The organism is Legionella micdadei (genome assembly GCF_000953635.1).
GTDB lineage: Bacteria > Pseudomonadota > Gammaproteobacteria > Legionellales > Legionellaceae > Tatlockia > Tatlockia micdadei.
Genome location: NZ_LN614830.1, coordinates 655,266 through 669,355, shown reverse-complemented (window position 1 = coordinate 669,355; position 14,090 = coordinate 655,266). Strand labels below are relative to the sequence as shown.

Below are 14,090 nucleotides of genomic sequence, written 5' to 3'. Positions count from 1 at the left end.
ATTATTATTCCTGTGTAATTAAAGTTTTTGCAAAACACCCTGACGCACTAGGTTCATAAGGTAAGTTGTAAATAGTTTTGTATCCATTGGGTGACAACGAATATCCGTTTCTCGCAAGCATTCTGCTACCTTTTTACCGCTATAACAACGATTCGAAAATAAAGGTCTGTCATCAAACATCGGTAAAAGAGGAATCATCGGATTGCTTCTATTCTGTTGGCGTTCCCTACGCAATCGCTCACGCCAGTCATCAAATGATTCCGTGCTAAGCGGATAGCCCGCCTCTCTGATCATTTGAACCATTTCAATCCAACGCACCGGCGTCGCATTGACCAGATTGTATTTCTCACCCATCGTGTGCTTTTGTAAGGACAAATGCACTAACGCCCTGCTGACATAATCAATAGGAACCACGTCAACATAAGCATCGTTATCCGGAGCAAAACCTAAATCAATACATCCCCGCAACATAATCCCAACGAAATCAGATGCGGAACATACCCCTGTGCGGCTATCGCCAGAAATATTCCCTGGCCGATAAATGGTGACCGGAATCCCGCGTTTTTCAGCTTCATTAATAAGACGCTCGGAAACCCACTTGCTTTCATCGTATCCGGTATGAAACCCATAGCTGTTTTCAAGAGGTAGGGTTTCATCCGCATGAGCTAGACCGACGTAATTCTCTGAATCATAAACAGCAATTGAAGAAACATGGTGAATATGCTTGGTCCTTGTCTGGCAAGCAAATTCAATGACATGCCTAGTCCCTTGCACATTAATTTTGCGCAAGTTGCGATAAGGATCGATGAAGCTCAATCTGGCTGCGCAATGGTAAACAGAATGAATTGTTTCGGCTAATTCAAAATACTGCTGCTCAGAAAGACCAAAACGAGCCACTGATAAATCACCCAAGACAAGATGAATCCGCTCTCTTTGCTCAAGGCCTGATAAACCATACTGAGCAAACGCTTTCTCCAAACGAGAAAAGCCTTCCTCCAAAGATGGGGCTCTGATTAAACAATAGAGTTTGGAGCTGGTTTTCTGCAACAACTCATGCACAATAAAACTACCTAAAAATCCGGCAGCACCCGTGATAAGAACAGCGAAAGGATTAGCATCATATTGAAACTGTGTTGGCGGTTGTAAATTGGCATCTAAAACTAAATCTTGGGCTGCCTCGCTCGCCCGACCTGCCAAAGCTTTCGCCACACCTTGCGTTTGGGCTGTAGAAATTAGACTGGCTATGGATTCCACGGTCGGGGCTTCAAAAAGGGCATTCAAGGGAAGATTCAAATGAAAGGCTTCCTTAACCAAAGCAATTAACTCCACCCCTAACATGGAATCACCGCCAAGATCAAAAAAGTTATCGTGAACACCGATGGGTGCTATTCGCAACAGCCGAGTGAAAATGGCAACTAATTGTTGTTCTATCTCATTACGCGGTGCAATCAATTCTGTTTTTAAATTTGGCCTTTTGTATTGAGCAACATCCTCAGTGTTTTTTGAAACTGAGGCCTGGATAGAAGCAGAAGGCTCTCGCCGTTCTATCCAATACCTTTTATGTTCGAAGGGATAAGTCGGTAACGGTGTACGCTGCGAAGTGTTATGTAACGCATCCCATTGGGGTTCGATACCCATCAACCAAAGTGTGCCTAACGCCGTTAGCATGGAAAAACGATCATCATCATTAACGTAAGGAAGAGACGTCACAACCCATTGGGGTGTTTGGTTTTCATTCACTTGCTTCATTGCTTGAGTGAGACTATCCCCTATTCCGACTTCTAAAAACAATTGATCAGGTCGCTTCGTAAGTTTAGCTAACTGCTCTGGTAAGGAAGAACCGCTCTGTTCTAAAGACCAATAGGTTGCGTCTTTAAATTCTTCATTTCGAACCAATTCACCACTTAGCCGAGATACCAATGGAATTTGCGGATTTTGGCAATTCAGTTGTGAAGTGGAGAGTTTGCCTGCGATGAGTGATAGAGCATCGGTTAAAGAAATCACGTTAGCTAGACACGCCGCTACATAAGCACCTACCCCCTCACCGAATAGGGCTTGTGGTTCGATACCCCATGCCATCCATAATTGGGCAAGGGAATACTCAATGGTAAAAAGTAATAATTGATTGATTTTTCCGGGAATTTCAGCAGAAGTTATCGCCTGTTTTGTCGTAGTGTACAAGACCGAATGCAAATCGATTCCCATTAAGTTTCGCACTAATTGAGAGCAGGCATCAAAGGTTTGCCGATAAACTTTTTCGGTTTGATAAAGCTCAGCGGTCATCCCTGTCTGCAAATCACTTTGCGCAGGAAAAATAAAGCTGATTGAACGGCGGCGCTCGTCAACGACAGCGCTTTTGATTTTAGTCAATTCATTCTGTAGAAAGATGTCCGCTGCTTGCGCTATGTCACGACAAACTAGAAAACGGCGATGGGCAAAGGCATGTCGCCCAACTTGTAACGTATATGAGACATCAGCAAGATCAGATGAATGCACTTTTAGATAATGCCCTAAACGCTGTTGCATTTGCGATAAAACTTTAAGAGATCGCCCAGAAAACGGGAGTATTTGCCATCCCGTTTCTTGATGTTTTTTTTGCAGCTCAGGGGCTTGTTCTAATACAACGTGGCTATTTGTTCCACCAATGCCGAAAGAACTTACACAACCTCGTCTTGGATTTCCTGGATTAAATTTTGCACCTTGGCTGACAAAGAAAGGACTGTCGTTGAAATCAATATGATGATTAGGCCGCTCAAAATGTAAGCTCGGGGGAATTTCAGCATTTTTCAGGGCTAATACGGCTTTAATGAATCCAGTGATACCCGAAGCAGCATTTAAATGACCTATATTTGTCTTTGCTGAACCTAGGGCACAAAATCCTGATTCATTGGTGTATTTTCTGAAAGCAAGTTTCAAAGCCTCCACTTCGATAGGATCCCCTAATACAGTCCCAGTACCATGTGCTTCAACAAAAGAAATGGTCGAGGGATCAACATTAGCAAGTTCCAATGCTTCAGTAATCACTTCCATCTGGCCTTCCACACTGGGTGCGGTAAAGCCGGTTTTATTGGCGCCATCATTATTAATCGCTGAACCGCGAATAACAGCGTGGATACAATCCCTGTCTTCAATCGCTTTGCTTAATGGTTTTAGCAAAACGACCCCCACACCCTGACCAAAAACAGTACCACGTGCATTATCATCAAACACCCGGCAGTGCCCATCTGGAGAAAAAATACCGCCTGATTGATATAAATAACCTGCTTTATGAGGGACATCGATGGCAGCACCGCCAGCCAATGCCATGTCACACTCGCCAGACATTAAACTTTGACAGGCAAGGTGCAAAGCAACCATGGAGCTTGAGCATGCTGTTTGTACCGTGATGCTTGGTCCGCGTAAATTTAATTTGTACGATGTTCTGGTACTAACATAGTCTTTGTCATTGGCAATGAGCACCTGATTGGCTAATGAAGGCTCATGTAGTTCAGGGCAGGTGATTAAATTGAATAATAGATAAGTGTTTTTACTGGCGCTCGCAAACGTGCCTATACGGCCTGCAAAATTGAAAGGATTATACCCTGCACATTCCAACGCTTCCCAGGCGCACTCTAAAAAAATCCGTTGCTGGGGATCGATGAGCTCTGCTTCCCGTGGTGGAATATTAAAAAAAGAAGCATCAAATCCCGCGATATCATCCAAAATGCCTTTAGCAGCAACATAGTTGGAGTCAAGCCGTAATTGTTCGGGAACACCCGCTTCCTTAAGTTCTTCGTCAGAAAAAAAACTGATCGATTCAACCCCGTTTTTTAAGTTTTCCCAGAATTGGTCAATGTTATTTGCACCGGGGAAACGGCCTGCCAACCCTATAACCGCAATACCGAATTGAAGCAGATGGTCATCTATATTATTCATGTTTTCTCACTTAGACTTTTCGCATGTCACTCCCTACATGCGCTATTAACTTTTCTTTTTGACCGATGTAGGTTGGGCCTTGGCTCTTGGCCTAACCTACACTAATCAATCAACTGGAATATCTGCAAGTTTTGGATTACGCCGTTTTTGTTGTTTAGCCATCCAATCTCTCCGTGTATTCGCACGATTACTTGCCTGGGCAGATGCTGTTGATTCGTCTTGCTTAGCAAATAAGGTGGCAACCTTGCGGACAGTTGGGTATTCAAACAGTTTAACGATAGGTATTTTGCGCTCGAAAAACTCCTGCAATTGACCATGAATCCTGACTAACAAGAGAGAATGCCCGCCCATATCAAAGAAATTATCATCGATACCAACTCGTTCCACACGCAGTACCTCGGCATAAATTTCAGCGATTTTTTGTTCGATTTCGCTAGTCGGTGCTGCATAAGCGTTGTTTAATTGCGGAGAAAGTTCTTCAGGTTTTGGCAAAGCCTTGTGATCGATTTTCCCGTTTGGCGTTAAAGGAAATTGTTCTAGAAATACAAACGCTGAAGGCACCATATAGCTTGGTAATTTCTCCAACAATAAATGGCGCAATTGGGTATTTGTGTAAGTTTCTTTATCGTAGGCCAAAAGATAAGCAACGATATAATTTTCTCCAAAACCGTCCTCGGTAATCCGGACAATCGCCTTATCAATGCCATCAAGCCCATTGAGAGCAGTTTCTATTTCGCCTAGCTCGATACGAAATCCCCGCACTTTGACTTGTTGATCAACGCGGCTTAAATATTCTAAAACACCATCTGGGCGAAATCGGACCAAATCGCCGGTACGGTACATCTTGTGACGGTTTTGGTTAAACGGATCAGGCGTAAATCGTTCTGCGGTTAATTCGGGTAGGTTACGATATCCGTGGGCAACACCAAGCCCACTGATATAAAGTTCCCCTGGCACCCCTATAGGCACAGGGTGCTTAAACTCATCCAATACATAAACCTGAGTATTGCCTAAGGGTTTCCCAATGGGAATTAACTCATCCGCGGATTCAACATGCCATAACGTCGACCAAATCGTAGTTTCGGTAGGCCCATACAAATTCCATAAATCACACCCTCTATCCAATAAATCACGGGCAAGCTCTTGTGACATGTGTTCCCCGCCGCAAAGTGCTTTTAGGCCAGCATGTCCCGTCCAACCAGTACTTATCAACATTCGCCAAGTGGCTGGGGTTGCTTGCATTGCCGTAATCCTTTTGTTGCTCATGGTTAAAGCGAGTTTTTCACCATCGATACTCATCTCTTTTGAAGCTAAAAAGACTTGGGCACCGGTGGTTAGCGGCAGATAAAGTTCAAGGCCGGCAATATCAAAAGAAATAGTGGTCACCGCTAACAAAACGTCGGAAGACTGCCAATTTAATTGTGAATTCATCGAGCTTAAAAAGTTACTTAATGCTCGATGAGGAATTTCTACGCCCTTCGGTGTTCCGGTTGAGCCGGAAGTGTAAATAACATACGCCAAATCGTCTTTTTTCTGTTCAAAAACAGGCTGGGCATGTGAACGAGTACTGATCGCTGGCCAATCGGATCGCAAATTAACGTTGTGATAATTTCCAACTGGTAAATTCTCGCAGGTGGAAGTTTCAGTCAGAACAATGGCTAATTGCGCGTCGTTCAGCATAAAGGCCAATCGCTCTTTAGGGTATCCGGGATCAAGCGGTACATAAGCACCGCCTGCTTTTAAGATCCCTAAGAGAGCTACAATGAGATCGACTGAGCGTTCAAGACAAATTCCTACCAATACATTCGGCCCTACTCCTAATTCGCGCAAATAGTGGGCTAGACAGTTAGAACGTTCATTCAACTCTCTGTAAGACAGGTGCCCGTCTTCACACTGGACTGCAATCTTTTCCTCATGCATTTCTGCTTGCAGAGAGAAAGAGTGATAGACAAATGGTGCCATTTCCGCCATGACATCGTGAGTTTTATTCCACTCTTCGACCACCAGCTTATGTTCATCAAGCGGGAGTAAAGGAATAGTCTTATATTCGGTATCATAAGCCGCGGCCATCGCCTTAAGCGTGTTCAGGTAGTAATGCGATAAAGATTCAATCTGTTGCTGCGCCAACACCCCAGTATCGACATCTAAGAAAAACAAAAGCTCCGAGCTAGCTTGGGAAATATCCAAATGGAAATAGGCAGTTAAGGGGAAGTAGGTCTGATCAGAAGGACTCTTCCAGCCTAAAACAGATAAATCAGGGACATTTTCCAAAGCTTTATAGACATGGAAATGGATGTAGTTAAATCCCGTTTCAAAAAGTTGATTCCCATCTCCAAACGTCCTTACTAGTTCAGCCAGGGGAAAACGCCTGTGCGGCAGCATGTTTCGTTCTGTTTGGAAAGTATCGTGTACCAATTCTATCCAATTTTTACTGTGTAATTTGAGGTGGAAAGGTACTGTATTTAGAAACATTCCGATAACACGGTCCGAATCCAATTCTTCTGGGCGGCCATTGGCTAACAACCCAGTTGTCACTTCACTGCGTCCGGTTAAAAGACCTACCACGCGCATATGTGCTGCAAGCAATACCGATTTAAAAGGCACTTCAGCAATCGCAGCTAGCCCTTGTAATCCTTTTAGGGTTGAACGTGGGACTTGGACAGTCATGCGGATATGATTTCCTGGGCCTGCTTTACGATGTGCAGGCCAGCGCGGCAATTCACTACGCGCAATCCCAGAAAGTTTCTCTTGCCAATAAGCTAAAGAAGTCTCTGAAGCCATGGTTTGTCGCTCCAATGCAACAAAATCACGGTAGTTAATTTTAGGGGCAGGATTAAGCGGAGGATTCTGTTTCTTCAATAAAGCCCCATAAATAGTGAAAAACTCAGTGACCATCAGCCCCATGCTCCAGCCATCAAACAAGGGATGGCTGAAGGTGAATTGGCTCTCGACAAGACTTCGTTTGTGAATAGCAAGTCGTAAAAAAGGCGCCTTAGTCCAGTCAAATTTGCGCCATTTTTCCTGCCGCATGAACTGATCGATTTCTTGCTCTTGGGCTTGCGAAGCCAAGTGCTGAATATCAAACAAAGTAACCGGTATCCTTACCTCAGGATGAACAAATTGCAGAGGTTCGCTGTAGTGAATAGTGTCAAAAGAAGTGCGCAATAAAGGATGGCGCTGGCTTAACTTTGCCAAAGCCTCATGCACGCACGCTAGCTCTAGGGGAAGGCCAATGTGCAAGCCCATGACATAAATTTCATAGTCCGGGCTAAATTCACTATGAAAAACAAGCCCTTCCTGCATCTTACTTAATGGATAAGCATCTTCAATAGAAGCAGGTAATTTTATGAAATCTTCCCGGTTAATCAAGCAGAAAGGCTCTAGTGCAGCAAGCTTATCATTCGACTTATTATTTTTTTCAATCAAAGCGGCGACTTCGGCAACTGTAGCATTAGAATACAACTGCTGTAGAGTCACCTCTATCTCCAAATCGCGCAATTTAGCAACAGCACGTAAAACCAAAAGTGAATCACCGCCTAAATCAAAGAAATTATCATTGATCCCAATGCGTTCAACACCCAAAACGGTTTCATAAACACTGCAAAGTATTTTTTCGATTTCGGTCACAGGGGCAACATAAGCCCTGTCTGCATCGACAGTGATTGAGGTGCTGATTTGGAGTAATGATTTCCTGTCCACTTTGCCATTCGACAAAAGGGGTAACCGATCAAGCTGCTGATAAATTGCAGGAACCATGTACTCCGGTAACCGTTCGCTTAAATACCCCCTTAATACTGAAGGCTGTGGGTTTTCTACTGAACTAGTCACATAGTACACAGCAAGACGTTGGCCACCTGTTGCATCGCGAACCGCTAGAGCGACCGCTTCAGCAACTAAAGGATGCGAACAGAGTGCTAACTCAATTTCTTCCAACTCGATACGAAATCCGCGGATTTTAACCTGGTTATCAATACGGCCTAAATATTCAATTGACCCTTCATCATTAAACCGACAAAGGTCGCCTGTTTTATATAACCTTGCCTTGAGATCACTCGAAAATGGATGCTGGACGAATCGTTCAGCGGTTAGTTCAGGCCGATTTAAATAGCCTTTTGCTAACCCAACGCCACCGATAAATAATTCCCCTGGAATGCCGATTGGAACAGGAAGAAGGTTGCTATCCAATATGTATAGCTGGGTATTGGCAATAGGCTTACCTATAAGCACGCGTGGGATTGCTTTATCGCGGGGACAATTCCAAAACGAAACATCGATAGAGGCTTCTGTCGGCCCGTATAAATTGTATAGCCCCGCATTAAGTTTAGAAAAACAGACTTTTACCAATTCGGGATTTAATGCCTCACCGCTACAGAAAATACGTCTGAGCGCCTGACAGTGCCCCACCTTTTCGTTGTCTAAGAAAGGCTTTAACATCGAAGGGACAAAATGGATTGTGGTAATGTCGTGTTGTTGAATTGTATTGACTAGGTAGTCTGGATCTTTATGACCGCCTGGTTCGCTCATATAGAGTGAAGCCCCGACCGTTAGCGGCCAAAAAAACTCCCAAACTGAAACATCAAATGTATAAGGAGTTTTCTGTAAAACACGATCTTGGGCATTTAATTGATATTCATCCTGCATCCAAAGAATACGGTTACGAATACCACGATGCGGAACTATCACGCCTTTGGGTTTACCTGTGGATCCTGAGGTATAAATAATATAAGCACTGTCCTCAGGCTTGACTGCCACAGATGGATTTTCTTTCGGTTGGTTTTTAAACTCTTGCCCATGCGCAGTTAGGCTTATCACTGGACATGCAATTTGTGCCGAAAACAAATCGGGTTGCGTTAAAATCATTTTAGGCGCGGCATCATTTAGCACCCATTCCAAATGATTTTGCGGGTAACCTGGATCAAGAGGCAAATAAGCCCCTCCAGCTTTAAGCACCGCATAGAGAGCAACTGCCATCTCCAACGAACGATGCATATAGATGGCAACAATGCTTTCTGGCCCAACCCCCATACTCATGAGATGATGCGCGAGCTCATTAGCACGTGCATTAAACTGGGAGTACGTAAGTGAATTATTTTTATCGAGAACAGCAAGGTTATCGGGTGTTTTCTCAACCTGGGTTTCGAATAACTGATGCAAAGGCTTCTCTAACTCATAATGAATTTCAGTTGCATTCCAAGCATCCAACATCTGTTCGCTTTCTTCCTCACTAAGCAGTGTGAATGTTCCGACATTTTGCCCTACATCACTGATCATTTGCTGGAGCACCATTTGAAAGTGCTGAGTCATCCTTTCAATAGTGTCTCTATTAAACAAGTCTGTGCTGTATTCCCAAGTTGAAGCAATTCGACCATTGACAACAGCAACACCCACATTTAAATCAAATTGGGCGCCATATGTTTCAATGGGGTAAGATTCAAGCGTCAACCCATGATAATTTAAACAAGCGCCCCCTTGCCCTAAAGCGAAAGCAGAGACGTCATGCCCGAGCATAGGATTTAAGTAACTGAACATGACCTGAAATAAAGGAGTAGTACTGGCATCCCGCTTAATCCTAAGATCATCGATGATTCTAGGTAAGGGGTATTCCTGATTTGCAATAGCTGCAAGCGTTTTATTTTTAATTTGTCCAATAATTTTTTTGAAAGTGGTTGACTGCGAAAAATCAGCTTTAATTGCCACTGGATTTACTAAATAAGACACTAAGTTAGCAAACCTTGCATCTGCGCGATTGGCCATGGGTGTACCAACAATAATTGAAGATTTTTCAGTATAACGATGCAGCAGAACTAAATAAGCTGAAAGCAATACCACATATTGGGTGACTCCCTCTTTTGCCGCCAATTCCTGGATTGCTTTGCTAAGCTTAGCTGGCAAATTAAATGTAAATGTCTCTCCCCGATAGCTCTTTACCGGTGGACGTGGGTAGTCTGAGGGTAAATCCAACGAACCATTGGCACCACTTAATTCTCCCAACCAATATTGGCGCATTTGCTGGGCTTTATCAGAAGCAAGAAACGCCCTTTCGTGCTGGACGTAACCTTGCGGAGAAGAAAGCAAGTGAGGTAAATGCGCTTTTTCCCCTGAAATTTCCGCATGATAATACTCGAATAATTCCGAAAACAATAAAGTAAGTGAGAAGAGATCAGAGACAATATGGTGCACAGAAAAAAGCAGCACCGCTTCCTGCCCTTGCTGCAGCATTACTAAGCGGGCTAATGCGCCGGCACTCAAATCAAACGTCTGCTTTGAGTAGTTTTCTAAATAAGCCGACAACTCTGCGTCAGACCAGGCTCTAGCATCGATAACACTAAAATCGGGTGTAAACGATTCAACGATTGATTGAAAACCTACCCCATTTTGTTCGTAAAAACGTGTACGTAACGCGACATGTCGAGTCAGTAAATTTCTGAAGGCGTTTTCCAACGCAGATAAATTCAACGGAGTAATGACCCTGACTCCACGGGAAATAACATAAGCAACATTTTCAGGGATGAGCTTATTCAGAAAAAATAACGATTGCTGCCCGCAAGATAAGGGGAATTCATTAATCCCGCATTCTGACAAGGGTTGCTCAACAGAAGTACTGTCCTCCATAACATCTGCAATTTCCCTAGAGAGCTGGATCAAAGTTGTTTCGCTTAAAAGGCATTCTGCACTGATTTTTACCCCAGTGATTTCTTGAATCTCATGCTGAATTCTTACCTTAGAAAGGCTATCCACAGCGATAAGATTTAATGGCGCAACGATATTGATTTCATCCAAATTCACATCCAATTCGCGCGCTAAGACTTTCTGCAGGTAAGTTAGGATTACTGCAAACCGCGCATCTGGCGTTAGTTTGAAGAGGTCTTCTTGCCTAGGTTTAGCACTTGCTGATATAAGCTCTGTTGGTTTTCTGCTTAGTTTGCTTTCCTGTTCAAGTCTATCAAGTTTGTCTTCAATGTAGCGATTCTTACATTCACCGCGACGTACTTTTCCACTCGAAGTTACTGGGATACTTCCCCTTTTAATGAAGAGCAATTCCTTAATGACTAAATCATGTTTTGCAGAGACTTCTTTCCGGATAGCTTGCTCTATCGCGTCTTTTTGCTCGGTAAACGCTTTAGGTTGCGTTACCAGCACAACTAAATTTTCTTGCCCATCAAATTCATGACTAAAAGCAACTGCACGACTTTGTGCAACGAGAGGATGACTTGCAACGACAGTTGTTTCGATGTCTTCTGGCGAATGATTTTGTCCACGAATAATGATAAGGTCTTTCATTCTTCCGGTCACATACAACCAATCTTCCTCTAAAAACCCTAAATCGCCAGTGCGAAGAAATTGCTGTCCTGTTGCTCCCTCTATTACGGCTTTAAACGTAGCGTCTGTTTCGTGAGCTCGATTCCAATACCCTTTACACACCGAAGGACCATTTACCCAAATTTCACCGATTTGGCCAGGCAGGCACCTTTTTTTTGTTTCAGGATCGACAATCTCCACCTGTTGAGTCGCTTGGATTTTCCCGCTGCTTACTGCAATAAAAGCCGAGGCAACATCTGTCGTTTTTTTAACCTCACCCTCTAAAAGCGCTTTCCTATCTAAAATCACTTCACGTGAACCTTGGGCTTTTCCTGAACTGCTTACCATTAACGTTGCTTCGGCTAAACCATAGCAAGGGTGAAATGACTTCGCTTTAAACCCATAGCCTGAAAAAATAGTTTTAAACCGTGTGAGCGTACTCTCACGTACCATTTCCGCACCGTTGTAGGCCACTTCCCAAGAGCTTAGATCTAATCCCTCACATCGTTCAGGACTAAAATATTGGCTGCATAATTCATAAGCGAAATTAGGTCCCCCACTGACTACCGCTTGAGTCTTGCTAATTAGCTCCAGCCACCGCAATGGACGACGAATAAAATCCATCGGTGAAAATAAATGAAGAGGGGTTCGACTGAACAATGCCCCTAAGATATTGCCAATCAATCCCATATCATGGTAGTGAGGAAGCCAAGAGACTACATTTTGACCCGGTAGAAGACCAAAAGCATCGCGAATAATCCGCAAATTGCTTATGAGATTCTGGTGAGTCACCATAACTCCCTTTGGGGTTCCCGTGGATCCAGAAGAATACTGCAAAAAAGCAATCGAATCAGGATGAATCTCCGTAATCACTCCCGTGGAGCCTGTGCAACCCCAAGCTTCGAATGAATCCGTTGCTAAAAATACAGCCTCCTCAAGCCAAGGTGCGCTTTCAATGAAGCGCTGTTTTTCTTTTACAATTGCATTGGTCGTTAAAATTAACGTCGCCTCGGTGTCTTGCATAATTGATTTAAGCCGAGGCAAGAGTTTTTGCATTTGAAAATTTTGTGAATAAGTTGGCACGGCGATAATGCCAGCATAAAAACAGCCAAATAAAGCACTGATAAATTCAAGTCCAGCTGGGTAAAGCAAAATCGCGCGTTCACCGCTTGATGCATAATTACTCATTTGTGCTGCAATCAAGCAAGCTTGATAATCGAGATCGCTATAAGTAAGTGAAGCCTCGGTATGATTGCCGGAGAAGGTATACAGTAACTGCTGGGGGTAGTCAGAGGCAAGTTGGCCTAGCACTTCGACTATAGTTTTTTTCTTATTTGTATCCATATAAAATCCTAATTTTAAGATCTCTATGCCTACCTTGCGCTTTTCCTAAAAAAAGATACATCAAGTGTTTTTGATGGTAGAAATTACTTTTGAACAGTGGTCCAACTTGAAGTAAACAAGACGAATCGGGGAAAATATAAAATCTGTTAAAAATCAATTCCTTGTATACAAAAGACGGCTATGATGTTCTCAAACTGAATTCCATGGCTATTTCATATGCAATCTAAGTATTTGTCAATACTAAATTTTTACGCTTGTTGGTTAAATTTTTTATCTATTGCTTAGTAACTGGAACATTAGAACAATTTTGATTTGTCTGCTTATATTTTTTTGATAAGATGCGCCGAAGGAAAATAACCTACTTAAGAATGAAGGATCTAACCATGAAAAATTATCTATTGGCACTCCTGTTGTTATCTGGCTTATCAGCACAAGCTCCAGCTGCTACTTTTTCCTCAAATTTAGAAGGAGATTATGAGTGCACCGGCACAGATGAAGAACATCCGAACATGGTGTTTAAAGGAGAGATGGTCATCAAAAAAACAGGACAAACCTATTCCGTCAATAGTTCGTTTAGTGACAATGCATCTTATATCGGCACTGGCATTTACGATAAGAAAAAAAGAACAATAGCGCTTGTTTTCGTTAATTCCCAAAATACGAAGGAAACTGGGATTTCCGTGATGAATATACAAGAAAATGGGGCCATGACAACAGACTGGACTTATTTAAACCGAACCACCATCGGTCACTCTACTTGCACTGCAAAAAAAGGTACTGCGTAAACTTAATTTAGTCATAGGTAAATGTTAGGTTGAACGAAAATAGGTGCGTATTCCCTATGCTATAATTAGTGATGTGGTGAGGTCAGCTACAATTGGAGCGAAAAGGAGTTCAACCATGAAAACCCTGCTTAAAGCTTTTCTTTACTCATCGTTTCTCACTTTGAGTCTGTCTACCCCTCTTTCTGCTTACGCCGATAAATGTGACGTGGATTGCCCGAAAGGGTCCAGTGCTATCGAATGCGAAGAAGGCTGCGGGTGTTGGTGTGACGCTGAAGGCAAAGCAACCTGCTCTTGCTCTAATCAAAAATCCTGTGATGTAGACTGCAAACAAGGCAGTAAATCAATTACCTGCAGCGGTGGTGGTTGTGGGTGTTATTGTGATGCAGATGGCAAACCAACTTGCGAATGCACCAAAGGGGGTCACAAAAAATAATCAACATAAATTATGACAAAATTCGTTGAGGAGCATATGAAGCATTGCGATGGTATATTTACATCAGTTGCTTCTTAGAATTGGGTTTGATTCGTTGCACTAACAAGGTGAGTATAGGAATTAGTGGGACTTACGACCGAACTCTTATGTACAGGTGGATGTCGGATAATGAGCGTTAGGCGTCTTCATCTAAGTGAAGCTGGCACACGGCTTATTAGTGCTGACCTCCCTTCTGAGATTGTAAGTTGTGTAAGCCCAGCTAATTCTCTAACTTATAATTTAATGTAGGTGAAGTTTTTTTTCAATACATTATG

The 14,090-nt window shown here is 43.0% G+C and carries 4 protein-coding genes and 1 other RNA gene; 2 read left to right on the top strand and 3 right to left on the bottom strand.

Annotated elements, in window-relative coordinates:
• Window positions 1-18: 18 nt before the first annotated feature.
• Window positions 19-3,915, bottom strand: coding sequence for a type I polyketide synthase (locus LMI_RS14770; RefSeq protein WP_052679429.1), 3,897 nt, complete (start codon window positions 3,913-3,915; stop codon window positions 19-21).
• A gap of 105 nt (window positions 3,916-4,020) precedes the next feature.
• Window positions 4,021-12,558 (bottom strand): non-ribosomal peptide synthetase, encoded by an 8,538-nt coding sequence (locus LMI_RS03035; protein ID WP_045098480.1) that lies wholly within the window; start codon window positions 12,556-12,558, stop codon window positions 4,021-4,023.
• Between the two features lie 383 nt (window positions 12,559-12,941).
• Here LMI_RS03035 and LMI_RS03030 point away from each other — a divergent pair, with 383 nt between their 5' ends.
• Both LMI_RS03030 and LMI_RS03025 read left to right on the top strand, forming a co-directional pair.
• Complete coding sequence (locus LMI_RS03030) at window positions 12,942-13,343, top strand: hypothetical protein (protein ID WP_045098479.1); 402 nt, start codon at window positions 12,942-12,944, stop codon at window positions 13,341-13,343.
• 115 nt (window positions 13,344-13,458) lie between these two features.
• Window positions 13,459-13,776 (top strand): hypothetical protein, encoded by a 318-nt coding sequence (locus tag LMI_RS03025; protein WP_045098478.1) that lies wholly within the window; start codon window positions 13,459-13,461, stop codon window positions 13,774-13,776.
• A gap of 139 nt (window positions 13,777-13,915) precedes the next feature.
• On the opposite strand, the gene ssrS is transcribed toward LMI_RS03025, so the two are convergent.
• Window positions 13,916-14,023, bottom strand: a non-coding RNA gene (gene ssrS, locus LMI_RS15795) — 6S RNA.
• Between the last annotated feature and the right edge of the window lie 67 nt (window positions 14,024-14,090).

What these genes read in the sequence shown, in the direction of transcription:
- LMI_RS03025 (WP_045098478.1), top strand. Translation starts at nt 13,459, where the DNA reads ATGAAAACCCTGCTTAAAGCTTTTCTTTACTCATCGTTTCTCACTTTG.
- LMI_RS03030 (WP_045098479.1), top strand. Translation starts at nt 12,942, where the DNA reads ATGAAAAATTATCTATTGGCACTCCTGTTGTTATCTGGCTTATCAGCA.
- LMI_RS14770 (WP_052679429.1), bottom strand. Translation starts at nt 3,915, where the DNA reads ATGAATAATATAGATGACCATCTGCTTCAATTCGGTATTGCGGTTATA.
- LMI_RS03035 (WP_045098480.1), bottom strand. Translation starts at nt 12,558, where the DNA reads ATGGATACAAATAAGAAAAAAACTATAGTCGAAGTGCTAGGCCAACTT.